The sequence below is a fragment of the Mycolicibacterium cosmeticum genome, assembly GCF_000613185.1.
Taxonomy (GTDB): domain Bacteria; phylum Actinomycetota; class Actinomycetes; order Mycobacteriales; family Mycobacteriaceae; genus Mycobacterium; species Mycobacterium cosmeticum.
Genome location: NZ_CCBB010000001.1, coordinates 2,647,108 through 2,673,582 on the forward strand (window position 1 = coordinate 2,647,108; position 26,475 = coordinate 2,673,582).

17 protein-coding genes are annotated in these 26,475 nt (G+C 69.7%); 7 read left to right on the plus strand and 10 right to left on the minus strand.

The features are described from left to right. Positions 1-35 precede the first annotated feature (35 nt). The 3 genes from BN977_RS12865 to BN977_RS32865 all read left to right on the plus strand — a co-directional run bounded on the left by BN977_RS12865 (position 36) and on the right by BN977_RS32865 (position 7,022). Positions 36-1,898, plus strand: a complete 1,863-nt coding sequence (locus BN977_RS12865; protein WP_084172484.1) for a galactan 5-O-arabinofuranosyltransferase — start codon at positions 36-38, stop codon at positions 1,896-1,898. 100 nt (positions 1,899-1,998) lie between these two features. Continuing rightward, on the plus strand, positions 1,999-5,181 hold the full coding sequence (locus BN977_RS12870; RefSeq protein ID WP_272913604.1) for an arabinosyltransferase domain-containing protein: 3,183 nt from the start codon (positions 1,999-2,001) through the stop codon (positions 5,179-5,181). Between the two features lie 173 nt (positions 5,182-5,354). Continuing rightward, positions 5,355-7,022 carry a DUF7159 family protein gene (locus BN977_RS32865; RefSeq protein ID WP_036397824.1) on the plus strand — a complete coding sequence of 556 codons (1,668 nt, stop codon included), beginning with the start codon at positions 5,355-5,357 and terminating at the stop codon, positions 7,020-7,022. Here BN977_RS32865 and BN977_RS12880 read toward each other — a convergent pair. Continuing rightward, positions 7,019-8,509: a GMC oxidoreductase gene (locus BN977_RS12880; RefSeq protein WP_227456244.1), complete on the minus strand. Its 1,491-nt coding sequence runs from the start codon at positions 8,507-8,509 to the stop codon at positions 7,019-7,021. The two genes, BN977_RS32865 and BN977_RS12880, sit on opposite strands and share 4 nt — an antisense overlap. 331 nt (positions 8,510-8,840) lie before the next feature. On the opposite strand from BN977_RS12880, the gene BN977_RS12885 reads away from it, so the two are divergent. The 3 genes from BN977_RS12885 (at position 8,841) to BN977_RS12895 (ending at position 16,434) form a co-directional block, all read left to right on the plus strand. Continuing rightward, positions 8,841-9,914 (plus strand): alkane 1-monooxygenase, encoded by a 1,074-nt coding sequence (locus tag BN977_RS12885; RefSeq protein ID WP_407661181.1) that lies wholly within the window; start codon positions 8,841-8,843, stop codon positions 9,912-9,914. Between the two features lie 74 nt (positions 9,915-9,988). Next, positions 9,989-13,231: an arabinosyltransferase domain-containing protein gene (locus BN977_RS12890; RefSeq protein ID WP_036397826.1), complete on the plus strand. Its 3,243-nt coding sequence runs from the start codon at positions 9,989-9,991 to the stop codon at positions 13,229-13,231. Positions 13,232-13,248: 17 nt separating this feature from the next. Continuing rightward, entirely contained in the window at positions 13,249-16,434 is a 3,186-nt protein-coding gene (locus BN977_RS12895; RefSeq protein ID WP_407661195.1) for an arabinosyltransferase domain-containing protein, read from the plus strand. Positions 16,435-16,509: 75 nt separating this feature from the next. Here BN977_RS12895 and BN977_RS12900 read toward each other — a convergent pair whose 3' ends face one another. Next, entirely contained in the window at positions 16,510-17,703 is a 1,194-nt protein-coding gene (locus BN977_RS12900) for an ankyrin repeat domain-containing protein (RefSeq protein WP_036397827.1), read from the minus strand. Positions 17,704-17,972: 269 nt separating this feature from the next. Here BN977_RS12900 and BN977_RS12905 point away from each other — a divergent pair, with 269 nt between their 5' ends. Continuing rightward, complete coding sequence (locus BN977_RS12905) at positions 17,973-18,803, plus strand: MBL fold metallo-hydrolase (RefSeq protein WP_051561532.1); 831 nt, start codon at positions 17,973-17,975, stop codon at positions 18,801-18,803. Here BN977_RS12905 and BN977_RS12910 read toward each other — a convergent pair. The 8 genes from BN977_RS12910 to BN977_RS12940 all read right to left on the minus strand — a co-directional run bounded on the left by BN977_RS12910 (position 18,766) and on the right by BN977_RS12940 (position 26,475). After that, positions 18,766-20,937, minus strand: coding sequence for a heavy metal translocating P-type ATPase (locus BN977_RS12910; protein ID WP_036397828.1), 2,172 nt, complete (start codon positions 20,935-20,937; stop codon positions 18,766-18,768). The two genes, BN977_RS12905 and BN977_RS12910, sit on opposite strands and share 38 nt — an antisense overlap. A gap of 10 nt (positions 20,938-20,947) precedes the next feature. Continuing rightward, positions 20,948-21,226: a DUF1490 family protein gene (locus BN977_RS12915; protein ID WP_024452558.1), complete on the minus strand. Its 279-nt coding sequence runs from the start codon at positions 21,224-21,226 to the stop codon at positions 20,948-20,950. A 38-nt stretch (positions 21,227-21,264) separates the two neighbouring features. Beyond that, positions 21,265-21,561 carry a WhiB family transcriptional regulator gene (locus tag BN977_RS31845; RefSeq protein ID WP_306372233.1) on the minus strand — a complete coding sequence of 99 codons (297 nt, stop codon included), beginning with the start codon at positions 21,559-21,561 and terminating at the stop codon, positions 21,265-21,267. 85 nt (positions 21,562-21,646) lie between these two features. After that, positions 21,647-22,648, minus strand: a complete 1,002-nt coding sequence (locus BN977_RS12920; protein WP_036397829.1) for a DUF4331 family protein — start codon at positions 22,646-22,648, stop codon at positions 21,647-21,649. Between the two features lie 44 nt (positions 22,649-22,692). Continuing rightward, positions 22,693-23,118, minus strand: a complete 426-nt coding sequence (locus tag BN977_RS12925) for an RDD family protein (RefSeq protein WP_024452560.1) — start codon at positions 23,116-23,118, stop codon at positions 22,693-22,695. A gap of 40 nt (positions 23,119-23,158) precedes the next feature. Then, on the minus strand, positions 23,159-23,596 hold the full coding sequence (locus BN977_RS12930; RefSeq protein ID WP_036397830.1) for a hypothetical protein: 438 nt from the start codon (positions 23,594-23,596) through the stop codon (positions 23,159-23,161). Continuing rightward, entirely contained in the window at positions 23,596-24,960 is a 1,365-nt protein-coding gene (locus BN977_RS12935; protein ID WP_036397831.1) for a serine/threonine-protein kinase, read from the minus strand. The genes BN977_RS12930 and BN977_RS12935 overlap by 1 nt, the downstream gene beginning before the upstream one ends. A gap of 99 nt (positions 24,961-25,059) precedes the next feature. Continuing rightward, positions 25,060-26,475 (minus strand): phytoene desaturase family protein, encoded by a 1,416-nt coding sequence (locus BN977_RS12940; RefSeq protein WP_024452563.1) that lies wholly within the window; start codon positions 26,473-26,475, stop codon positions 25,060-25,062.

Genomic DNA, 26,475 nt, shown 5'->3' on the forward strand with positions numbered 1-26,475 from the left:
ACCCGAGTGCGGGGGAGAGCGGAGCGACCCGGGAAATGAGGCACACTCTGCCGGCCTCCCCGGCTCGGGTCCTGAGCCAAATGGTGGTCGCGGTCATCCTGTCGGCCACCGTGTCCGCCGTGGCGCTGATCGCGATCGACCGCGTCGAATGGCCGGCGTACAACTCGTCGAACCAGTTGCACGCGTTGACCACCGTCGGCCAGGTCGCCGCCCTGGCCGGGATCTTCGCCGCCGGGTGGCTGTGGCGGCGCGGCCGGCGGGTGCTGGCCAGGGTCACGGCGGTGGCCATGCTGTCGGCCCTGTCGGTGGTCACCCTGGCGATGCCGCTCGGCGCCACCAAGCTGTACCTCTTCGGCATCTCGGTCGACCAGCAGTTCCGCACCGAATACCTGACCCGGCTGGCCGACAGCCCGGCCCTTCACGACATGACCTACCAGGGCCTGCCGCCGTACTACCCGCCCGGCTGGTTCTGGATCGGCGGCCGGCTGGCCGCCCTGACCGGCACCCCGGCCTGGGAGATGTACAAGCCGTGGGCCATCGTCTCGATCACCGCCGCCTGCGCCGTCGCCTTCGTGCTGTGGAAGGCGATGATCCGGTTCGAGGCCGCCCTCGTGGTCACCACCGCGACCGCCGTCGTCACCCTGGCCTACACCTCCACCGAGCCGTACGCGGCCGTCATCACGGTGCTGCTGCCGCCGGTGTTCGTGCTGGCCTGGTCGGGACTGGGCGGGAAGGCCAGAAACGGCGGCTGGGGCGCGGTGCTCGGGGTCGCGATCTTCCTGGGTGCCGCTGCACTGACCTACACGCTGCTGCTGGCTTACGCGGCCTTCACCATCGCCCTGATGGCGCTGGTGTTGACGGTGTCCCGGCGCAGCCTGGACCCGCTGCTGCGGCTGGTGGTCGTCGGAGTCCTCTCGGGGGCCATCGCACTGATCGGCTGGGGGCCGTGGCTGCTGGCCGCCGCCACGGGCACCCCCGCCGACACCGGTACCGCCCAGCACTATCTGCCCGACGACGCGGCGGTGCTCACCTTCCCGATGTTCCAGACCACCCTGCTGGGGGCGCTCTGCCTGCTCGGCACCGTGTGGCTGGTGATGTACGCGCGGTCGTCCACCCGCGCCGGCGCGCTGACGGTCGGCGTGGTGGCCGTCTACCTGTGGTCGCTGCTGTCCATGCTCACCACCCTGATGGGCACCACGCTGCTGTCGTTCCGGCTGCAGCCGACCCTGACCGTGCTGCTCGCCGCCGCCGGCGCCTTCGGCTTCATCGCGGTGACGCAGGCCGTCGCGGCGCGCTACCAGCACCCGGGCCGGCATCTGGTCGCCGTCGCCGCCACCATCGGGGCCATCGGCGCCGTCACCTTCAGCCAGGACGTGCCCGACGTGCTGCGCTCGGACATCACCGTCGCCTACACCGACACCGACGGCTACGGGCTGCGCGCCGACCGCCGCCCGCCCGGGTCCGAGCAGTACTACCGGGAGATCGACGCCCGCATCCGGCAGGTGACCGGCCGGCCCCGGCACGACACCGTCGTGATGACCGCCGACTACAGCTTCCTGTCCTATTACCCGTACTACGGCTTCCAGGGCCTCACCTCGCACTACGCCAATCCGCTGGCCCAGTTCAAGGAGCGCTCCGCGGCCATCGAGAGCTGGGCGCTGTTCACCGAACCCGACCAGCTCATCGGGGCGCTGGACACGCTGCCGTGGGCCCCGCCCACGGTGTTCCTGATGCGCCGGGGCGGGCCGGACAGTTACACGTTGCGCCTGGCGGCCGACGTCTATCCCAACCAGCCCAACGTCAAGCGCTACCAGGTGGAACTCAACGCGGCCATCTTCGACGACCCGCGCTGGGACGTCTCGACGGCCGGTCCGTTCACGCTGGCGATCCGGCGGTGATCGACGCCGTGCACCTGCCGTTAGCATCACAAGCCGTGAGCGACGCCTGCGGAGCGAACCGACAGATGACACGCGGCTGCCGAACCTGCGAGGCCGCCGCGTGACCAACCACCGCACTGCGCGGCTGATTGCCATCGTCGCGGGCCTGCTGGGCACCGTGCTCGCCGTGGCAACCCCGCTGCTGCCCGTCACCCAGACCACCGCGCAGCTCAACTGGCCCCAGAACGGGACACTCACCAGTGTCGACGCCCCGCTGATCGGCTACGTCGCCACCGACCTGAACATCTCGATCCCGTGCAGCGCCGCCGCGGGCCTCTCGGGGCCACGCAACGTCCTGCTGTCCACCGTGCCCAAGCAGGCACCGAAGGCCGTGGACCGCGGGCTGCTCATCGAGCGGGTGGGCGACGACCTGCTGGTGATCGTGCGCAACACCCCGGTGGTCAGCGCGCCGCTGAGCCAGGTGCTCAGCCCGGCCTGCCAGAAGCTCACCTTCACCGCCCATGCCGACAAGGTCACCGGCGAGTTCGTCGGCCTGTATGCCAGCCCCGACCAGAACGGCGAGGTCGACCCGGACCGGCCGCTGCGCGGCGAACGCGGTGGCTATGACTTCCGCCCCCAGATCGTCGGCGTCTACACCGACCTGGCCGGCCCCGCCCCGCCCGGCCTGACCTTCTCGGCCACCATCGACTCGCGCTACAGCAGCTCGCCCACCTGGATCAAGATGCTGGCGATGATCCTCGGGGTGGCCGCCACCGCCATCTCGCTGCTCGCCCTGCACCGCCTCGACGTGGCCGACGGCATGCGGACCCGCCGCGTCCTGCCACCGCGCTGGTGGTCGGTCACCCCGCTGGACGGCGTCGTCACCGCGATCCTGGTGTGGTGGCATTTCGTCGGCGCCAACACCTCCGACGACGGCTACATCCTCACCATGGCCCGGGTGTCCGAACACGCCGGGTACATGGCCAACTACTACCGCTGGTTCGGTACACCCGAGGCCCCGTTCGGCTGGTACTACGACCTGCTCGCGCTGTGGACACACGTGTCCACCGCCAGCGTCTGGGTTCGGCTGCCCACCCTGGTGATGGCGCTGGCCTGCTGGTGGGTGATCAGCCGGGAGGTGATCCCCCGCTTGGGCCGGGCCGTGAAACGCAGCCGCGCGGCGGCGTGGACGGCGGCGGCGATGTTCCTGGCGTTCTGGCTGCCGCTGAACAACGGGCTGCGCCCGGAGCCGATCATCGCCCTGGGCATCCTGTTGACATGGTGCTCGGTGGAACGCGGGGTGGCCACCAGCCGACTGCTGCCGGTCGCCATCGCCACCATCATCGGCGCGCTGACCCTGTTCTCCGGCCCCACCGGGATCGCCGCGGTCGGTGCCCTGCTGGTGGCCGTCGGACCGCTGCGCACGATCGTGGCCGCGCACACCTCACGCTTCGGGCGCCTTGCTCTGCTGGCGCCGATCGCGGCGGCCGCGACGGTGACGATCATCCTGATCTTCCGCGATCAGACGCTGGTCGGTGAGATCGAGGCCAGCAGCTTCAAATCGCTGATCGGGCCGAGCCTGAGTTGGTTCGACGAGCACATCCGCTACGAGCGGTTGTTCACCACCAGCCCGGACGGCTCCGTGGCCCGCCGTTTTGCCGTGCTCACCCTGCTTCTGGCGCTTGCCATTTCGGTGGCGGTGTCGCTGCGCAAGGGCCGTATCCCCGGCACCGCGGCGGGTCCGGCGCGGCGGATCATCGGCATCACCATCATCTCGTTCTTGGCGATGATGTTCACCCCCACCAAGTGGACGCACCACTTCGGCGTGTTCGCCGGGCTGGCCGGTTCGCTCGGCGCGTTGGCCGCGGTCGCGGTGACCGCGGCGGCCATGCACTCCAAACGCAACCGCACCATCTTCACCGCGGCGGTGCTGTTCATGATGGCGCTGTCGTTCGCCACCGTGAACGGGTGGTGGTACGTCTCGAATTTCGGTGTGCCGTGGTCGAATCAGTTCCCCGAGTGGCATTTCGGGTTCACCACCATGCTGCTCGGGCTTTCCGTGCTCGCCTTGTTGGTGGCCGCGTGGCTGCACTTCTCCGGCCAGGACCGACCCCGGCCGTGGTCCCGGTTCACCCACGCCCCGTTGGCGGTGGCGGCCTGGGTGGTGGTGATCTTCGAGGTGCTGTCACTGACCCTCGGGGTCACCGAGCAGTACCCGGCGTGGTCGGTCGGCCGGTCCAACCTGGACGCGCTGACCGGCAAGACCTGCGGCCTGGCCGACGACGTGATGGTGGAACAGGACCCCAACCTCGGCATGCTGCTGCCGGTCGACAAGCCGATCGGCGAGGCGCTCGGGGGTACCACCGCTGCGAACTTCGGGCCGAACGGGATTCCGGCGGACGTGTCGGCCGACCCGGTGATGGAGCAACCGGGCGGCACCAACTTCGCCGATACCGACTCGGGCCCGGTCACCGCGAGCGAACCCGGCACCGAGGGCGGCACCACCGCCGTGGCCGGCGTCAACGGTTCCAAGGCGCGGCTGCCGTACAACCTGAACCCGGCCCGCACCCCGGTGATGGGCAGCTGGCGGCCCGGTGCCCAGCAGCCCGCCGCGCTGCGCTCGGCGTGGTATCGCCTGCCACCGCGCGGCGAACGCGGCCCGCTGCTGGTGGTCGCCGCCGCCGGCCGGTTCGATCCCGGTGAGGTGGTGGTGCAGTGGGCCACCGACGAGCAGGCCGCCAAGAACACCCCCGGCGGGGGCCTGGGCTTCGCCGATGTCGGGGCCGCGCCCGCATGGCGCAATCTGCGCGCGCCCATGTCGGCGATCCCCGAGGATGCCACCCAGGTCCGGCTGGTGGCCACCGACGACGACCTGGCGCCCCAGCACTGGATCGCGGTCACCCCGCCACGGATCCCGCACCTGCGCACACTGCAGGACGTCGTCGGGTCGACGGATCCGGTGCTGCTGGACTGGCTGGTGGGCCTGGCGTTCCCGTGCCAGCGTCCGTTCGGCCACCAGAACGGTGTCACCGAGGTACCCAAGTGGCGGATCCTGCCGGACCGGTTCGGCGCCGAGGCAAACTCACCGGTGATGGACTACCTGGGCGGCGGCCCGCTGGGGATCACCGAGTTGCTGCTGCGTGCCACGCCGGTGCCGACGTATCTGAAGGACGATTGGTTCCGCGACTGGGGATCACTGCAGCAACTCACCCAGTTCTATCCCAACGCCGTCCCGGCACGCATCGATCTGGGCACCGCGACCCGCAGCGGATGGTGGAGCCCGGCACCGCTTCGACCTTCCTGAAAATCCTTGACAGTGTTCTGATCTCGCTCTAAGCGGGGATTAAGGAAACGGCCGCACTTCGGCGCGCCCGCTATCGTGGAGCCAGGACTGCACAACTGGTGAGTCGTGATTGTTTGCTGACAACGATGTCACGCACCACGATCGAGAACAGACAAGACAGGGATTGCGTGGTAATGGACGTCGTGCTCGGGATAGCGCTGACGGTCGACAGCGTTCGGTTGGTGCTGGTCGACGGATCCGACGGTGATCTGATCGATCAGGACACTTTCGACATCGACCGCACCGGCGGTGTCGAAAGTGCCACTGTCACAGAGCATGTCGTCAACGCGGTGCTGGGGACGTACGGCGTGGCCGCCGCCAACGGGCACACGGTGGCGCGCATCGCGGTCACCTGGACCGACGACGCGGCCGAGGACGCCGGGTTGCTGGTGGAGGCGCTCGGCGAGGTCGGGATGCCGAATGTCGTTGCCGTGACAGGCTGCGACGCGGCCGAGACGTTCGTCGAGCAGATGGCCGAGGCGGCCGGTGAGACCTGCGCGGCCGCCTGCCTGATCGAAGGCAGCCAGGCGCCGGTGGCGTATATCGCCGTCATGCACGCCACCGCCGCCGGGGTGCGGCGGATGCGCAGCCGGGTGGTGGACGCGGCCGATCACCGGCAGTTGGCCCTCTCGGTGCGCGGTGCCTGCGCGGAATGCGTCGCAGAAGCCGACCGGGTGGCGGTGTTCGCCGCCGGATCTGCGTCAGGGCTCACGGGATTGCTTGCCGGAGAACTCAATTCGATCCTATCGACGCAGGTGATCATCCCGCAGAACGCGACGCTGGCCTTTGCCCACGGCGCCGCGCTCACCAATGCCGGCACGTACCGGCGACTGCACGTGGTCGGTGCGCGGGCCGCGATCGCGTCCGGGGGCGGCGCGGTCCCACCCGCGGTGTTCGTGCCGCGCACCGCCAAACTGATGGCCATCCCGGGGCTCACCGACGTTCCGGAGCCGCCCGCCCCGGCCGTCCCGGACAGCACGCGGCAGGTCCGGACGCTGCAGGCCGTCGTCGGCGGCGGCGTGCTGGCCTTCGTCGCCGCGCTGTCCATGTACGTCGGCAGCCAGATCCGCGACACCGGTGAACAGACCGCGCAGGCCAAATCCCGCCCGGCAGAGGTCACTCCGGCGGCGGCCATCGAACCGGCACCGCCCGCGGCGGCCATCGAACCGGCACCGCCGGCAGCGGCCATCGAGCCGGCACCGCCCGCGGCGCCCCCGGCAGCTCCGCCGGCCGCACCCGCGCCGGCGCCCGTCGCGCCGGCCCCGGTGGTCATCCCGGCCGCGGTCACCGCCACCCCGCCCCCGGCGCCCGCCGTCCCACCCAACCCGTTGCAGCTGCTGGCCGCCGTGGCCGGACCGCAACTGGCGGCCCTGAATCAGGGCCTGCACGGCAACATGCCACCGGTGACCGACCCGGCGCTGAACAACACCGCGCTGCAGGTGGCGCAGAACGTCGTTCCGCCGGCGATCGACCGGGCGAATCAGCCCGTGGACCTACCCGCCGTGCCGCCGGTGACCAACGGCCCCATCACATTGCCGCCGCTGCGCGACATCATCGACGGCATCCGCCCGGACCGCCAGAATGAGGACGCGCACTTCGGTCCGAACGTGCCGACGCCGGCCACGCCGTATTACCAGCCCTCCGGGGCGAGCGTAGCGACGGGAGAAGCACCCGGGGCGAGCGTAGCGACGGGAGAGGCACCCGGGGCGAGCGCAGCGACGGGAGAAGCACCCGGGGCGAGCGCAGCACCGGCGGACCCGCCGCCGCTGCCCGCGGAGGCCCCGCTACCGCCGGCACCTTAGTGCCGGCCGGCCAGGATGGCTTCGATATTGCGCTCGGCCAGCGCGGTGATCGACATGAACGGATTGCAGCCGATATAGCCGGGGACCAGTGACGCGTCGTTGACGTAGAGGTTGTCGTAGCCGTTCACCCGGCCGAAGGCATCGGTGGCCTTGCCCCGGACACATCCGCCCAGCGGGTGAACGGTGTTGGAGGCGAAGACGTTTCCATCGAACAGGTCGTCGCGGTAGTCGACGCCGTTGGCCTGGGTGACCTTGTCGAAGACGACCTTGGCCCGCTCGATCAGATGATCGGTGTGACTCTGCGGCCAGTCGATGCGGATGGAGTCGGACGCCTTGTCGTAGGTGATCTCGGAGCGGTCACCGGTCTTGACCATGACGTAGTAGCCGAGGGCGTTGGTCTCGACCGGCAAAGGTAGCGAGAACATGCTGGCGTACACCGGATTGTCGGGGTCGTTGCGGCCGTCCAGGTTGATCATGCCCAGCAGGGACTGCTTGGTGCCCACCGGGTCGGCCGCGCCGGTGTTGTGCGCCACCATCACATCGCCGTTGTTGCCGTAGCCGCGGCCGATCTCGTCGGACAGGTCAGGCAGCGTGCCGGTCTCGCGGGCGCGCAACAACAGCTCGTTGGTGCCCAGCACACCGGCGGCCAGATACAGCTGCTCACAACCGAATTCGTCGCGGGACTGCTCGGCTCCCCACCGGTCGATGCGCCGGGTTGACACCACGTACTCACCGGATTTCTCGCGACGGATACCGGTGACCTCGGTCAGGGTCTGCAACGTCACCTTGCCGGTCTGCACCGCCGCCGCGATGTAGGTCTGGTCCACGCTGCCGTCGCGGCCGTAGTTGTTGCCGAACTGGCACTCCCAGTCCAGCGCCGACAGCGGCACCTCACCATTGGCCTCGCGCACCATGTAGTCGAACGAATAGGCGCTGCCGTTGTAGTCGACCTGGTATCCAGCGGCGTCGGCGTACTGACGGCCGACGCGCGCGTACTGGAAGTAGGGCGTCTGCTCGAACCAGTCCATGTTGCGGTAGTTGATCCGCAGCGCGGCCTTCGCGCGCTCGACATAGGTGCCCAGGAATTCCGCCGGGTCGATATCGGGAAAGGCCGCCCGCACCTGGTCCGGCGTCGGGATGGCCGCGATCGCGGCATTGACCATCGAGCCGCCGCCGACCCCCGTCCCGCGGAACACGTGATGGGCACCATGGGTGACCTTCTCGCAGATGCCGGCCTGCTTGGGCTGGGCGGACGGATTGTGGGCGGCGACCGCGGAGATGGACACACCCCGGTACGACGTCACGATGCTGGGCGGGACGTCGGCGAACCAGCCCGCTCGGGTGTCCGCGGGCAGCATCTTGGTGAACCGTTTGCCGTCCGCGTCGGCGGTGTCCCACAGCCGGCCGCGCTCCAGCACCAGGGTCTGCACCCCGGCCTGAGCCAGCCTCAGCGCACTGACCCCGCCGCCGTAGCCGCTGCCGATCACGATCGCGCGGTAATACTTGCGCGAATCCGGACGATGTTCCGATCTGGAAAGGAGATATGCCCCCGCACCGGCACCGCCGAGGACGATTCCCGTGGTAGCGCCCAGGAATTTACGTCTTGTCAACTTAACTTGCGGTAGTGTCACAAACACCTCTCAGCAAATAAACCCCGAACCGCCGCCCGCCTTTGCGTAACGCAGGATTCCAGGTTAAATAGTCACCACAGCTAATCGCTCGATACAACGGCAAGGACACAACGTGGCAGATCGAGAGGGCCTCCGCACGCCGAGGTGGCGTGACGCGAAGCGATACCTCTGGCTGCTCGGTGCCATTGTGCCTGGCCTTGTGCCGTTGGCGTGGCTACTCGTCCAGCTGACCGGCCAGGAAGTGTTCTGGTGGGTGGGGCCGGTCATGGCCTTCATGATCGTCCCTGTACTGGATCACCTGGTCGGAAGCGCCGAATCCGACGAATCCGAGCGCACCCTGGACTGGCTGGAAGACGACGCCTTCTACCGTTGGGTCACCTACCTCTACCTGCCGAACCAGTACCTGTCGCTGGTGTTCGCGTGCTGGCTGTGGAGCGGCGGCGGCTGGGTCACCATGAGCTGGCTGGACAAGGCCGGACTGATGCTCACCGTCGGAATTGTGGGCGGAATCTCAATCAACGCCGCACATGAGCTCGGTCACCGGCGCGCCACCGCCGAACGCCGGCTCAGCAAGCTCGCCCTGGCACAGACCGGCTACGGCCACTTCTACGTCGAGCACAACCGCGGCCACCACGTGCGGGTGGCGACCGCCGAGGATCCGGCCAGCGCGCGGCTCGGCGAGACGGTCTACCACTTCATCCCGCGCTCGGTGCTGGGCGGCCTGCGGTCGGCCTGGAGCCTGGAACGCAACCGGCTGGCCCGGGCCGGCAGGTCGCCGTGGACGCTGCGTAACGAGGTGCTCAACGCCTGGTTGTTGAGCGCCGTGATGTTCATCGGGCTCAACGTGTGGTTCGGCGCCGTCGTCGCACCCTGGCTGATCGGTCAGGCCGTCATCGGGGTGTGCTTGCTGGAGTCGGTGAACTATCTGGAGCACTACGGGCTGCGCCGGCAAAGGTTGGCCACCGGCCGCTACGAGCGGGTCGGGCCGCAGCACTCGTGGAACAGCAACACACTCATCGCCAATGTGTTCCTGTTCCATCTGCAGCGGCACTCCGATCACCACACCAACCCGCAGCGGCGATACCAGACGCTGCGCCACGCCGACGAGGCGCCGCAGCTGCCGTTCGGGTACGGCACGATGCTGGTGCTGGCCTGGTGCACCCCGATCTGGCGGCGGGTGATGGATCCCCGGGTGCTCGACCACTACGACGGCGACATCAGCCGGGCCGCCCTGCACCCGGCCCGGACACCGGCCGCGTAACGCATCCGAAAAGTCGGGCACCGCCGCGGGTCGCCCGGCCGGGCCCATAGCTACGTCGCATACTCTTGAGCCTCGTGCCCGCCAGGACTGCCCGACTCGTCGCCATCATCGCGGGCATCGTCGGCCTGCTGTTGTGTGCGCTGACCCCGCTGCTTCCCGTCAACCAGACCACGGCCACCATCACGTGGCCGCAGGCCCCGAGCGCCGACGGGTTCGTCGGCGACGTGACCGCCCCACTGGTCTCCGGCGCGCCGCTGGCCCTCGACGTCTCCATCCCGTGCCAGGCGATGGCCTCGCTGCCGGCCTCCGGCGGACTGGTGTTCTCCACCATCCCGCCCGGCGGCATCGACGCGACCCGCAACGGGCTGTTCGTGCGCGCCACCTCCGACACCGTCTTCGTCGCGTTCCGTGACACCGTCACCGCCGTGGCGCCGCGCGCCGCCGTCAGCTCCGGGGCCTGCAGCACGTTGCACGTCTGGGCCAACTCCGGTGGCGTCGGCGCCGACTTCGCGGGGATCCCCGGTGCCACCGGCACCGCGGCCGTCGAGAAGAAGCCTCAGGTGGCCGGCATCTTCACCGACCTCAAGGTCGCTCCCCAGCCCGGTCTGAGCGCGCGGGTGGACATCGACACCCGGTTCATCTCCAAGCCGACGGCGCTCAAGGCGATCGTGATGGATATCGGCCTGCTCAGCGTGCTGATCTCGATCGTGGCGCTGGCCCTGCTTGACCGCACGGCCGGGCACCGGGTGCGGCACGCCTGGGCACGGTTCTGGAAGGTCGGCTGGGCGGTCTGGCTTGCCGACGCGGCGGTGATCGGTGGGCTGCTGGTGTGGCATGTCATCGGCGCGATTTCCTCCGACGACGGCTACAACCTGACCATGGCGCGGGTGTCCGGCGAGGCCGGGTACGTGGCCAACTACTACCGCTACTTCGGCACCTCGGAAGCTCCGTTCGACTGGTACCAGCTGGTGCTCAAACACCTGGCCACCGTCAGCACCGCCGGGGTGTGGATGCGGCTGCCGGCCCTGCTGGCCGGTATCGGCACCTGGATCCTGGTGTCGCGCTGGCTGATCCCCCGGCTCGGGCGCACGCTGGCCACCAACCGGATCGCCGTGTGGACGGCGGCCGCGGTGTTCCTGGCCGCCTGGTACCCGTTCAACAACGGGTTGCGCCCCGAACCCCTGATCGCCTTCGGTGTGCTGGCGGTGTGGGCGCTGGTGGAGTACACCATCGCGGCCCGGCGGCTGTGGCCCACCGCCCTGGCCATCGTCGTCGCGGTGTTCACCGTGACGCTGGCACCGCAGGGGCTGCTGGCACTGGCCCCGCTGCTGGTCGGCGCCCGCGCCGTGGTGCTGGTGATCCGCGACCGTCGTGCGGTGCTGCCCGCCCTGGCGGCGTTCGCCGCGGCGGCGTCGCTCATCGCGATCGTCGTGTTCCGGCGCCAGACGCTGGCCACCGTCGCCGAGGCGGTGCGCATCAAGTACACCGTCGGACCGACCATCTCCTGGTACCAGGAATTCCTGCGCTACTACTTCCTCACCGTCGAGGACAGCGTGGACAGCTCCCTGACCCGGCGCTTCGCGGTGCTGACCATGCTGCTGTGCCTGTTCGGCATGATCGCCGTGCTGCTGCGCAAGCGCCGGATCCCCGGCCTGGCCGGCGGCCCGACCTGGCGGCTGATCGGCATCTGCGCGGTCGGCCTGCTGCTGCTGCACTTCACGCCGACCAAATGGGCCGTGCAGTTCGGCGCGTTCGCCGGCATCGCCGGGCTGTTCGGCGCGGTGACGGCGTTCACGTTCGCGCGGGTGGGCTTGCACAGCCGGCGCAACCTCGCGCTGTACGTGACCGCACTGCTATTCGTGCTGGCGTGGGCGACCTCGGGGCTCAACGGCTGGTTCTACGTCGGCAACTACGGGGTGCCGTGGTTCGACCGGCAGCCGGTGCTGGCCGGTCAGCCCGTCACCACCATGTTCCTGGTACTGGCCATCATCACCGGTGTGCTGGCCGGCTGGCTGCACTTCCGCATCGACTACGCCGGGCACACCGAGGTGGCCGACACCCGCCGTAACCGGGTGCTCGCCTCGACCCCGTTGCTGGTGGTGGCGATCATCATGGTGGTGCTCGAAGTCGGTTCGATGGCAAAGGGTTTCGTTCAGCGTTACCCCGCCTACACCACCGCCAAGGCCAACCTGTCGGCGCTGACCTCCGGGCTGTCGGGCACCAGCTGCGCGATGGCCGACGACGTCCTGGTCGAGGCCGACCCGAATGCCGGTATGCTGCAACCGGTTCCGGGCCAGACGTACGGCCAGTACGGTCCGCTTGGCGGGGAGAACCCGGTCGGCTTCACCCCCAACGGCATCAGCGACACCCTGGAACCCCCGAAGCCGGTGGTGGCCAACCCGGGCACGGTGAACTCCGACGGCTCGCCCAACAAACCCAACGTCGGCATCGCGTACGCCGCGGGTACCGGCGGTGGTTACGGGCCCACCGGAGTGAACGGCTCGAATGTGTTCCTGCCGTTCGGATTGGACCCGGCGCGCACCCCGGTGATGGGCAGCTACAAGGAGAACTCCACCGCCGCCAAGGCCACCTCGGCCTGGTACCAGCTGCCGCCGCGCACCCCGGACCGGCCGCTGGTGACCGTCGCGGCGGCGGGGGCGATCTGGTACTACGACGAGGAAGGCGACTTCCACTACGGCCAGTCGCTGAAACTGCAGTGGGGTGTGCACCGGCCCGACGGCAGTTATCAGGCCCTCGATTCGGTGCAGCCGATCGACGTGTTCGCCCAATACGCTTGGCGCAACCTGCGTTTCCCGCTGGCGTGGGCGCCGCCGGAGGCCAACGTCGCCCGGCTGGTGGCCGACGACCCGAACCTGTCCGACGACCAGTGGTTCGGTTTCACGCCGCCGCGGGTGCCGCAACTGCAGACCGCGCAGCAGTTCCTCGGCTCGCAGACCCCGGTGATGCTCGACATCGCCACCGCCGCGAACTTCCCCTGCCAGCGGCCGTTCGCCGAGCACCTCGGGGTGGCGGAGCTGCCGCAGTACCGCATCCTGCCCAACGTCAAACAAGTGGTGGTGTCGTCGAATATGTGGCAGTCCGCCCAGAAGGGTGGCCCCTTCCTGTTCATCCAGGCGCTGCTGCGTACGTCGACCATCCCGACGTATCTGCGCGACGACTGGTATCGGGACTGGGGCTCGCTGGAGCGGTACGACCCGGTCGTGCCGCCGGCCCAGGCTCCGGTGGCCGACATCCAGCAGGGCACCCAGCGGGTGTTCGGTTGGAGTAGGCCCGGACCGATCAGGGCGCTGCCGTGAACGGGGCCATGAGCGACATGAAAGACAACGTGAAGACCATCCGGTGGATCGCGATCATCGCCGGTCTCATCGGCTTCGTGTGCGCGGTGGCCACGCCACTGCTGCCGGTGGTGCAGACCACGGCGACGCTGAACTGGCCGGCGGCAAGCGCGACGTCGGGTACCACGGGGCAACTGAGCAGTGTCACCGCACCGCTGATCACCCAGACCCCGGTGGACATGACGGTGACGGTGCCGTGTGAGGTGATCAGGTCCGCACCGCCGGGCGGCGTGCTGGTGCTGGGCACCGCACCGAAGAACGGCAAGCAGGCCGCACTCAACGCGCTGTTCGTCAACGTCACGTCCTCGCGGGTGGACATCACCGACCGCAACGTGGTGATCGCCAGCGTGCCGCGCGCGAAAGCCGCTGCCTGCCAGCGCATCGAGGTCACCTCGTCGGAGCAGGGCACGTTCGCCACCTTCGTCGGGCTGCCGGGCGGTGACCAGCGCACCGGCTTTCCCGACCCCAACCTGCGCCCGGCCATCGTCGGGGTGTTCACCGAGCTGACCGGACCTGCGCCGCAAGGGTTGTCGCTGTCGGCGACAATCGACACCCGGTTCACCACCAAACCCACCGCGCTCAAACTGGCTGCCATCCTGCTGGGCATCGTGGCCACCGTCGTTGCGCTGTTCGCGTTGTGGCGCCTCGACCAGTTGGACGGCCGGCGGATGCAGCGGCTGATCCCGACCCGCTGGCGTACCGTCACCCCGGTCGACGGTGTGGTGGTCGGCGGGTTCCTGCTGTGGCATGTGGTCGGTGCCAACTCCTCCGACGACGGCTACATCCTCCAGATGGCCCGGGTCGCCGACCACGCCGGCTACATGTCGAACTACTTCCGCTGGTTCGGCAGCCCGGAGGACCCGTTCGGCTGGTTCTACAACCTGCTGGCCCTGATGACCCATGTCAGCGACGCCAGCATCTGGATGCGGCTGCCGGATCTGGTGTGCGCGCTGGTGTGCTGGCTGCTGCTGTCCCGGGAGGTGCTGCCCCGGCTGGGGCCCGCCGTCATCGCGAGCCGGCCCGCGCTGTGGGCGGCGGGGTTCGTGCTGATGGCGGCGTGGATGCCGTTCAACAACGGTCTGCGCCCCGAGGGGCAGATCGCCACCGGCGCGCTGATCACCTACGTGCTGATCGAACGGGCCATCACGTCGGGCCGGCTCACCCCGGCCGCCATGGCGATCATCTCCGCCGCGTTCACCCTGGGTATCCAGCCCACCGGGCTGATCGCGGTGGCGGCGTTGCTGGCCGGTGGCCGGCCGATCCTGCGCATCCTGGTGCAGCGCCGGCGTCGGGTCGGGTTGTGGCCGCTGATCCTGCCGCTGCTGGCGGCCGGCACCGTGATCCTGACGGTGGTGTTCGCCGACCAGACCCTGGCAACGGTGTTGGAGGCCACCAGGATTCGCACCGCGATCGGGCCCAGCCAGGAGTGGTACACCGAGAACCTGCGCTACTACTACCTGATCCTGCCGACCGTGGACGGCTCGCTGTCGCGCCGGTTCGGCTTCATGATCACCGCCCTCAGCCTGTTCGCCTCGATGTTCATCATGTTGCGCCGCAAGCGCATTCCGGGTGTGGCCCGCGGACCGGTATGGCGGTTGATGGGCATCATCTTCGCGACGATGTTCTGCCTGATGTTCACCCCCACCAAGTGGGTGCACCACTTCGGGCTGTTCGCCGCCGTGGGTGCGGCGATGGCCGCCGTGGTGACGGTGCTGGCGTCGCCGGTGGTGCTGCGCTCGGCCCGCAACCGGATGGCGTTCACCTCGGCCGTGTTCTTCGTGATGGCGCTGTGTTTCGCCACCACCAACGGCTGGTGGTACGTGTCCAGCTACGGGGTGCCATTCAACAACGACAAACCCGCGATCGGCGGGATCACGGTCAGCGCCATCTTCTTCGCGTTGTTCGCCATCACCGCGGTGTGGGCGTACTGGCTGCACTTCGCGCCGCGCAACGGTGGCGAGAGCACGGTGATCCGGCGGCTGACGGCCGCGCCGGTGCCGGTGGCGGCGGGCTTCATGGTGACGGTGTTCGTGGCGTCCATGCTGTTCGGCGTGGTGCGCCAGCACGGGACCTACAGCAACGGGGAATCGAATATCAAGGCGTTCGCCGGCGGCTGCGGCCTGGCCGACGACGTGCTGGTCGAACCCGACCCCAACCAGGGCTTCCTGACCGCGCTGCCCGGTGACTACGGTCCCCTCGGCCCGTTGGGCGGCGTCAAGCCGGTGGGCTTCACCCCCAACGGGGTGCCGGATCACATTGTCGCCGAAGCGATTCGGCTGACCCTGCCGATGCCGGGCACCGACTACGACTGGGACGCCCCGGTGAAGCTGACCACCCCCGGTATCAACGGTTCGACCGTGCCGCTGCCGTACGGCCTGGACCCGACCCGGGTGCCGCTGGCCGGCAGCTTCGCCAGCGGCGCGGCCCAGCAGGAGGCCCGACTGGCCTCGGCGTGGTACCAGCTACCGCCGCCGGACGCCGCGCACCCGCTGGTGGTCGTCACCGCGGCGGGCACCATCACCGGCAACAGCATCTTCAACGGCCTCACCCAGGGGCAGCCGGTGGAACTCGAGTACGGCAAGCCCGGACCCGACGGCACGCCGGTGGCCGCCGGGCGGGTGGTGCCCTATGACATCGGCCCGCTGCCGTCCTGGCGCAACCTGCGCTACGACCGGCGCCAGATCCCCGGCGATGCCACGTTCGTTCGTGTTGTCGCCGAGGACAAGTCGCTGTCGCAGGGTGACTGGGTCGCGATCACCCCGCCGCGGGTGCCGCAGCTGAAGACGATCCAGGAGTACGTCGGGTCGCAACAACCGGTGCTGATGGACTGGGCCGTCGGCCTGGCGTTCCCCTGCCAGCAGCCGATGCTGCACGCCAATGGCGTCACCGACGTGCCGAAGTACCGGATCACGCCGGACTACAACGCGAAGATGAAGGACACCGACACCTGGCAGGACGGCATCAACGGCGGCCTGCTCGGCATCAGTGACCTGCTGCTGCGGGCCCATCTGATGGCGACCTACCTGAACAAGGACTGGGGCCGGGACTGGGGTTCGCTGCGCCGATTCGAGACCATCGTCGATGCGCCACCCGCCGATATCGAATTGGGCACCGCGACGCACTCGGGCCTGTACTCCCCCGGCCGGATCCGGATCAAGCCGTAGCCTTCGTTCCGCGAGCGGCCGTGTTTGCACGCGACACGCCGTCAAAGTGTGGCAGTTTGGGGCCGCTCGCGGAGTTCAGGTGGGGCGCAACAGCTCCGCGGCCTCGGTCTGGTAGGCGTGCTCGGCCCAACCCTGCGGGGTGGCGTCGAAGCGCAGATCGGTGACGCCCGGGTCCGCCCCGGCCGCGAGCAGCCGCTCGATCAGATCCACGTCGCCCGCCCACGCCGCGTGGTGCAGCGGGGTGGCACCTTCGGCGTCGCGCTGGTTGGGGTCGGCGGGGAACGTCACCGGCCGCAACTGCGCGCCGGAGGTGTCGATGCCGTGCCGGGCCAGCAGCGCCAACCGCTCGGCGAAGCCGTGTTCGGCGGCCCACTGCACCTGCCGCCGCCACATCTGATCGCGGCTCTCCATCGCCTCACCGAGGCGGCGCTCCCACGGACTGGGACCGGCTCCGGCCAGCCCGTGGGCGAACAGCAGCCGCAGGTGCGAGTCGTCGGCGCCGAACATCCGGTTGTACAGCGTCTGCTGATCGGCCGGATGCGCCCCGCGCTGCAGCAGCAGGGCGGCCAGTTCGTCGGCGTCGGGGTGCCGTGGCTGCCGGCGCGGCCCCTGCTCACCCTCGCCGAACACCCCGGTCAGCACGGTGAACGGGGTCGACATGCCGCACCACAGGTAGCCGTCGTCGGGGTCGGCACCGGCGTCGAGCAGGACGCGGGCCGCGGCCGGAGCGTCACCGGGCACACGGCTGTAGGCCAGGTACAGCAGCGGCGACCACCGATACGGCCCGCCGCGGGCGGTCGCCGATTCGGTGCGCAGGTGATGGCGCAGGGCGTCCGGGTCGGCGGCCGCGGCGGCCGCCCAGATGTGTCTGCCCACCAGATCCGGCTGCGCGGCCAGCAGGTCCGCGGCGGCCTGCCGGCGCGGTGGGGCGTCGGCGGCGTCGTACCGCAGCACCGCCAGGGCGCAGAACCGGTCCTGCGGCGCCAGGGCATCCTCGTCCACACCGTCGGGGTCGACGCTGAGTCCGGCGGCCGTGCGCATGTAGCCCACCAGCGCCGGCCAGCCGGTGAAGCCGTACTGTCGCGCGACCGTCAGCTGCGCGTCGTGTAGCGCGAAAGCCGCTCGGGCAAGCGCTATTTCGGGTCGTGGATGGTGGCTGCGCACCGTCGCGCGGGCGTCCGCGGTCCCGGCGCGCACGGCCCGTTGCAGGGCGCGGGCGTCGGCGCGGAGCCGAACGAGGGACGGATTGGCGGGAAGTGTGCTGGCCATGACGGCCTCCTCTCGGGTGCCCGGCGTCCGCGAGGTCGGGCCGAGAAGAGGTCGGTCCTGGTGTGGTACTGCTGCAGGGGGGCTGAGCCCCTTCGAGCGGACGTCGGGCGGTCCTGCGCGCCTGCACCGCAACCTACCCGACTGCGCCGTACCGTCAAGGCATGGCCGACCGTGATTCGATTGCCGGCACCGCCGGCGGTGATTCGACTGCCGGCACCACTGGCGGGCATGTCCGCCTTGGGACCGCCGTGCTGACCCGTGTGGTGGAGATGATGTTCGAACCGTCGGCCGCGGTGTTCGGCCAGACGCCGGCGCAGGCATGGACCGACAACGCCGAGCTACTGGTGCCGACGTTCTACCGGCCCGACACGCAGAAGTGGCGGGTGTCCGTGCAGTCCTGGGTGATCGACGTCGACGGGTTGCGGATCGTGGTGGACACCGGCGTGGGTAACGGCAGGCGCCGTACCATCCCGGTGCTGGATCAGCTGAACACCGATTTCGCGGCCGCCCTCGGCCGCGCGGGTGTCCCACCGGAGAGTGTGGACGTCGTGGTCAACACGCATCTGCACAGCGATCATGTCGGCTGGAACACCTGGCGCGTAGACGACGCCTGGGTACCGTTCTTTCCCAATGCCCGATACCTGTTCCCGGAGGCCGATTTCCGGTTCTTCGAGCCGGGCGGCACCGGCTACGACGAGGCCACCGCGTTGGTGTTCGACGACAGCATCGCGCCGGTGTATGCCGCCGGGCAGGTCGAAATGTTCGGCGGCGATCATCAATTGAGCGAATCGGTGTGGCTACGGCCGGCGCCGGGACACACCCCGGGCTCCTCCGTGGTCTGGCTGGACGCGGGCACGCCGGCAGTGTTCGTCGGAGACCTCACCCACTGCCCCATCCAGATTCCCCGGCCCGACGACGCCTGCGCATTCGACGTGGACGGTCCGGCGGCCGCGGCCACCCGCAGACGGATCTTCACCGAGGCGGCCCGCCGGCGGGCCGCCGTGGTGCCCGCGCACTATCCCGGGCATGGCGGCGCGACCATCGTCGCCCGCGGGGACGCGTTCATGGTCGACGACTGGCTGGACCTGGAGCCGATCTGACCGGGCTCAGTTCGGCCCGGATCAGCCGGGAACTGTTCGCCACCACGGCGACCGAGGACGCGTTGTGCAGCACCGCGGCCAGCACGGGCGACAAGGCGCCGCCCGCACCGATGGCCAGGCCGATCGCGTTGACGGCGATGGACATCGCGTAGTTCTGCCTGATCACGGTCACCGCGGCGGCACCCAGCGAGCGCACGTCCAGTAGCCGGCGCAGGTCATCGCTGGCCAGGGCGACGTCCGCGGTTTCGACGGCGACGTCCGTGCCCCCGAGACCCATCGCCACGCCGATATCGGCGGCCGCCAGCGCGGGCGCGTCGTTGACGCCGTCGCCGACCATGGCCACCACATGGCCCGTCGCACGCAATTCGCGCACCACCTCCAGCTTGTCCTCGGGCAGCACCTCGGCCCGCCACTCGGTGATGCCGAGCTCCTCGGCGACGGCCCGCGCCGTCTCCGGATGATCACCGGTGAGCATCACGATCCGGCGAACACCCGCGGCGCGCAGCGCCGCCAGCACCTCGAGCGCCTCGGGACGCACCTCGTCGCGCAGGCTGATCAATCCGACCAGCGCACCGTCCACGGCCAGCAGCAGCGGCGTCTCGGCCTGCCGCTGCAGCCGCGTCACCCATTCGGTCGCCTTCTTGGTGACCCGCACCTTCTCCTGCCGGAGCAGCGCCGGGCTGCCCAGTAGCAAGGTCCGCCCGTCGGCGCGGGTCCGCATGCCCAGGCCGACCAACACCTCACATTCCTCGTGCGGTGGGATGACGATGTGGCGTTCCTCGGTCGAGCGGATGACCGCCTGAGCGAGCGGATGCCTGGCGTGGATCTCCGAACTGGCCGCGTAGGCGAGTACCTCGTCGGGCTGCCAATCCTTTTTGAAGGCAATGATATTGGTGACCACGGGCCGGCCCACGGTCAAGGTTCCGGTCTTGTCGAACACCACCGCGTCGACCTGGCCGGCCTGCTCCAGATGCGAGCCGCCCTTGACCAGGATGCCGCGCCGGGCACCATTGCCGATGGCGGCGCTGATGGCCGTCGGGGTGGCCAGTCCCACGGCGCAGGGGCACGCCACCAGCAGCATGGTCATGGCTCGGCGGACATCACGGCTGAGCAACAGGGTCACGCCGGCCAACAGAAACGAGGCCGGGACGAACCGTCTGGAAAAGTTCTCCCCGACGGTCTGGATGGGCGCCCGGTCGTGCTGCGCCTCCTCGACCCGCGTGATGATCCGGCCGATCGCGGTCTGCGATCCCACCGCGGCGGCACGCACCACGATCCGCCCCTGCATCACGACGGATCCGGCGTGCACCGGTTCGCCGGTGCGTTTGGCGACCGGTAGCGTCTCGCCGGTGATCGCCGACTGGTCGATCACCGCGTCGCCGTCGACGATGTCACCGTCGACCGGCACCGCGACCCGCTCGTGCACGACGACCTCGTCACCGACGGCGAGGGTGTCGATGGCGACCTGCACCTCGGTGCCGTCGGTCAGCCGGATCCACGCGGTGTCCTGGTTTCCGGTGAGCAGATCGGCGATCGCGCGCCGGGTCCGGCGCAGGGTCAGATCCTGAAGGTACTCACCGATATTCAGCAACCACAGCACCGTCAGCGCCACCACGTTCTCTCGCAGCACCAAGCTCGCGACGGTGGCCGCCGACACCAGCACGTCGGTGCCCATGGAGCGGCCGCGCCGCAGGGCACGCAGCGCCCCGCGCAGAAATGGATAGCCGGTGAAGATGGTGACCGCGGTGGCGAACAGCCTGGTGGTCGGACCGAGGATCGGTGGCCGCGCCAGCACATATCGCCGGATCCCCAACACCCCGAGGGCCGCCCCACCCAGGCCCATCCGCATGATGTCGCCGCTGCGCACATCGGCGGAATGCGGAGCTCGGGTCGACAGCTCGGACTTCGGCATGGCCAGCGCCTCGGTGACCGCCGCCAGCAGCGTGCCGACATCGGCACGGGCCGGCGAATACCAGATGACCACCGCACCGGTCCGCGGATAGGCGTGCACCGCACGCACCCCCGGCACGCGCAGCACGGTGTCCTCGATCAGCACCGCCCGCGGCGTCTCGTTGCGGAAGCCGTCGGCTTGCAACCGAATCCGGCCTGCCGCATCCGATATGACGGTGGGCATGACGGGACCCTCAGTGCTCGTGATCGTGGCCGGCCGCCGCGGGTGGAGGCGCCTCCTCACCGATGCGTTCGCGCGCCTCGGCGACCACGTCCCCGACGGCCAGGCGGGCGCGCTCGGCGCTCTCTTCGGCCTTGCGCACCCCACGCAGACCCCAGGCGGTCACCGTCACAGTCGCTTCCCGTGCGGGCAGCTTGGCCGCGGTCTTCCGTAACGCCTCGTACGCGGCCACTCCCACCGCACCCGTGACCACCGTGGACGCGGCCTTTGCCACCAATCCGTGCCACACCATCAGGCCATCCCCTTCCCGTCCGGCAAATTCGTTTCAGACTACTCGCCAGCTTGCCGTTCCAGCCGCCGTCGCTCACCGGGTGTGGTACCACCCCAGATACCGTGTGGTTCAACATTTTTGACGGCATGGTCAAAGCACTTCGCTTGCACCGCACATGCCCGGCAGATGCGCTTGGCGGCCTCTTCACGCTCGGCTCGACGCACCCGGCTCTCGTGATCCGGCGGAAAGAAGATGTCGGCCGACATCCCCCGGCAACGCGCCCGCAGACGCCATTGTGCATGCATCAAGCCGCGCGCGCGGCTGTCGCCGCGGCACCGGATGTGCGGCTCACGCATCACCCCACCGCCCGTCGATTTCGACAATGGTTTTCATTAGCGCGCGCTACGCTACCCACTCGACAGCGGTTTGTCGACGCGGTCCCTAGTGCGGCGGCCCCAGATACGGGAAGACGTCCAGGGTGTCGGTGTGCGGGTGCAGGCCGCTCGGCGGGCACTCGCCCTTGGTCAGCGAGGCCAGCCGGTAGTCGATGACATCGTCGGTGAACACCCGGCCGTTCGGGTACTTGGCGGGCTCGGCCGGGTTGTAGGTCAGCATGTCGGGCAAGATGCCTTCGGCGTCGATCGCGGCGACCGCCTCGTCGTGCGAGTAGCCGCCGGTGTGGCCGAGCAGGTGGACGAACTGACCCAGCCAGCGGGTGCGGTCATGGACGGGTTCGCTGGCGTTGTACTCCTCCTTGGTCTCATCGGTGTTGAAGAAGCTGCTCACCGAGGGGTGTCCGGCCCGGTCCACGTGCACCAGCTCACCGTCGCGGCGCACGCTGCACCGGCCCCAGATCCTGATGTCCGGTGCCGCACCGAGTTTCACCGTCGGCAACTCCAGCACCATCGAGCACACATTGGCCTCGATATTGGAATCCACACCGGTCCACGGTGATTCGCCGCCGAGATGCGGTGCGGTGAAATTCCGTCCGCCGGTGATGTCGAACAGGTTCTTGATCCCGTCGAAGTCGAAGAAGAACGCATCGCTGCGCGCCCCCGCGAAAAACAGGTACTCACCCTCGCGGGCGATGACGGGCGCCTTGTCGAAGGACACCGGTACGGCGTCGAAGATCCGCTCCCCCACCGCTTCCGGTGATCGGGCCTCCGCACCGACCGCGAGGTAGACGTCGACGGTCTGGCGGTCCTGCACGGGCTCGGAGAAGACGTAACTGAACGCGATGTCGTTGCGCAGGTCGCCGTCGTTGTCGATGGCGAGCCGGTAGATGGCGCCGGGATGCAAGGCGTCGGCGTTCGGGTTGGCGTTGAGGATCAGCACGGTGTTGGCGGGGTTGGCCGGTGACTGAAACGCGTACAGATCGCACAGATCCAGGCGTTGGTCACCGAGCGGTGGGCCGAGGGACAGACCGGTGAAGTGGTTCGACATACCGCCATCCAACTCCGGATCGGCGCTGCCCGCAGGACTTTGGGTCAGGGCCGCACATAACTGACCCGGCTGCCGAACACGATGTCCTGCAAGGACCTTCGCCGCCGGTCCACGGCCACCCACAGCAACCCGACGGGCAGCAACACACAGGCAACGGCGCGTAACAGCGCGACCGCGGGTGTCAGCCGGTTCCCGCTGCGCCCAGTTACCCGTAGCCCCATGGTCACCGACCCCACCGTGCAGCCCGAGACCGCCCAGCACGCGGTCAGGTAACCGACGGCGACGACGAACAGCACCGCGGTGGAGAACACCGCACCGACGGTGGGCACCCGGAACGCGGCGGGATGGAACATCAACCGGGTCAGCAGCAGACCGAGATAGATCGCCGCCATCACGACCCCGACGACCACCAGGTCGATCACGGCGGCGATACCGCGGCTGACGACACCGGCGGTACGGGTCTCAGGCACGCCCGCGGTGCGGCTATCAGACACGCCCGCGGTGCGGGCATCAGACACGGTCGCGGCCCAACAGTCGGTCGACGAAACCGGCCACCAGATCGTCGGCTCGTTCGCCCTGGCTGCGCACGTCGGTCATGACCTCGGCGGTGACGGACTCGGTGGACTGCCGGATGATGGCCTGCAGGTCGATTCCCTCGACCACCTCGTCGGCCAGTGCCACCAGATCCACCCTGCGCCGCACCAGTTCGTTGAGGTCGAGTTCGTCGAGCACCCGCTCCACCAGCTGCACCGCGACCGCGACGATCACCGCCGTCACCGGTTCGATGGCCCGCTCGCCGCGGGCGGCCAGGCCGGTGCGGGTCTCATGCAGCAGATGGCCGATCACCGGCAGCCGCTCGGCGCCCCGATACACCGCGGCCGCCCCGCCCACGGCGGTGGCAGCCATGCCGGCGGCGAGCTTCACCGCCGGCGGCGGCTCATCGGACATCAGGCTCTGCCGTTGCCGCGCATGATGTCCTCGAGGCATTTCAGCCGCGTCTGATGGGTCTGGTCCACGCATACCCGCACCGGTCCCTCGGTTTCGGGGGCATAGGTCTGCTCGCCCTCGCTGGGCGTGGCGGCGGGCGCGGACGGCTGCGTCACCTGCTGGCTCAGCGACCAGATGGTGGTGCTCGAATCCGGCAGCTGGGCGCAGTAGGCCGGTGCCCCGGACTCGGCGACGCCGGCCGCGCCCAGGGTCGCGCAGTCGGCGCCGATCACCACGACTGGGATCGGTGGGGCCTGCGGGGGTGGCGCCGGGGTCGGGGTGGGTTTGGCCTGCTGGGTCGCCGGCGCGCTGCCGGACCCGCTGAACGCGCCGAAGGCGAACGCGACCGCGGCGGCCACGATCGCCACCAGCACCACCACGGCGGGGATGAGCAGTTTGGACCGCGATCTGGCGGGGACGGCGTGCGCCTTGGCGTGCCGCGGCCCCGACGCCGGCACGGCGAGCATGGTGGCGTCGGATCCCGGCGTCCCGATGCGGTGTTCCAGGGCGCGGACGAAGTCCATGCACCGGCCGTACCGCTGCACCGGGTTCTTCGCCAGCGCCCTGTCGAAAACCGGACCGAGACTGGATAATTCGGGCCGGCGGTCACCGATGGGTGGCGGGTTCGCGGTCAGGTGCGCACTGATCACCACCGCCGGGTTGGAGTGCTGGAACGGCGGTGCCCCGGTGAGCAGTTGGTAGGCGGTGGCCGCCAGTGCGTACTGATCGGCGCGGCCGTCGATCTCGGCGCCGGTCAGCTGTTCGGGCGCCGCGTACGCCACCGTGCCGACGGTCATGTTGGTGCCGGTCAGATTGCTGCTCTCACCGGCCCGGCGGGCGATACCGAAGTCCGCCAACAGGATTCGTTCGTCGGGTGTACCCGGATTGGAGATCAGGATGTTGGCCGGCTTCACGTCGCGGTGCAGCAGGCCCTTCTGGTGGGCGTAATCCAGCGCCTCGGCGACCGCGGTGACGATGCGCACCACGTCGTCGGCGGGCATCCCGTCCGGGTAGCGCTCGGCGAGCAGTGCCCCGGCATCGGTGCCCTCGACGTAGTCCATGGCGATCCACAGCTGCCCGTCGACGTCACCACGGTCGTGCACCTCGACGATGTGCGGGTGCCACAGCGTGGCCGCGATATCGGCCTCCCGTTCGAAGCGCTGCCGGTATTCGGAGTCCGCGCACACGGTGGCGCCGAGCACCTTGAGCGCGTCCCGGCGGGGCAGCCGCGGATGCTGGGCGAGGTACACCTCCCCCATGCCGCCGGCGCCCAGTGACCGTACGACGGTGTACCCGGCGATCACCTGGCCTTCCTCGAGCGGCATGGCCGAAGTGTAATGGCTGATCAGAGCTGGTGTGCCGCATCTTCGCAGGTACCGGTGCGCACCTGGTCAGCGCGGTCGCGGGGCCCCTCGCTCACACTGTCAGCGCCGCAGATACGCCAGCGCGTCGGCGGCGGCATGGGCGCCGCACATGCCGTGGGCACCGGGGCCGGGCGGGGTGGCCGCCGAGCACAGGTACATGCCGGGGATGCCGAGCCGGTAGGGGTGCAGCGTGGGCCGCGGCCCGAAGACCAGCTGGCGGATGTCCTTGGCGCCGGTGTTGATGTCACCGCCGACGTAGTTGGGGTTGTACACCGACATCTCGGTGGTCGACCGGACCGCCATGCCCACCACCCGGTCGCGGAAACCGGGTGCGAAGCGTTCGAACTGCCCGATGATCGCCTCGGTGGCGTCCCCGCCGTACCCGTGCGGCACGTGCGCATACGCGTAGACCGGGTGGATGTCGCCGACCGAGCGGCCCGGATCGGCCAGGTACTGCTGGCCGACGATGATGAACGGGCGGGCCGGCATGCGGCCGGCCTGGATATCGCGTTCGGTGGCGGCGATCTCGGCCAGCTCCCCGCCCAGGTGCACGGTGCCGGCGCGGCGCGCCCCCGGGTTCGTCCAGGGCACCCCACCCTCGACGGCGAAGTCCACCTTGAAAGCCCCTGGGCCGTAACGGAACCGCCGCAGCGCCCGGCCGACCCGCAGGGGCAGCCGGTCACCGAGGATGCCGGCCACCGCGGTGGGTGCCAGGTCGAAAACCGTCACGTCGGCACGCGGCAGCTGGGCGGCGGCATCGATCCGCACCCCGGTCTGCACGGTGCCGCCGAGGTCGGCCAGTGTCGCGGCCAACGCATCGGCGATCGCCTGCGAGCCGCCTTCGGCGACGGCCCAGCCGTGCCGGTGCCCGGTGGTCACGATGCCCAGGCCGATCGCCGAGGTCATCGGCAGCTGCAGTGGGCGGAAGGTGTGCGCGGCGACGCCGCCGAACAGGGCCGCGGCGGCCGGCGTCCGGAACGCCCGGGTCAGCACCGTGACCGGCAGCAGCGTCGGCAGGCCGAACCGGGCAAGGGCCAGTGGGTGTTTCGGCACGTGCAGCAGCGGCCCCAGGATGTCGCGCTCCAGCAGGTCGTACCGGCTGACCGGGCCGGCGAACAGGGCCCGCCACCGCGCACCGTCGGCGCCCAGAGCCGCCGCGGTGGCCTCGACGCTGCGGTACAGCAGTCCGGCGCCGCCGTCATCGAGCGGGTGTGCGCAGTCGATTTCGGGCCAGCGCCAACGCAATCCGTGCCGCGCGAGGTCCAGTCCGGCAAGGAAGGGTGAGCCGACGGCCATCGGGTGGATGGCCGCGCAGTGATCGTGCACCAAGCCGGGGATGATCGCTTCCCCGGACCGGACGCCGCCACCGACCCGATCGGCCGCCTCCAGCACGGTGACCTGGACGCCGGCCCGGGCCAGGGTGACAGCGGCGGCCAGCCCGTTGGGGCCGCCGCCCACCACCACCCCCGTCGTCAT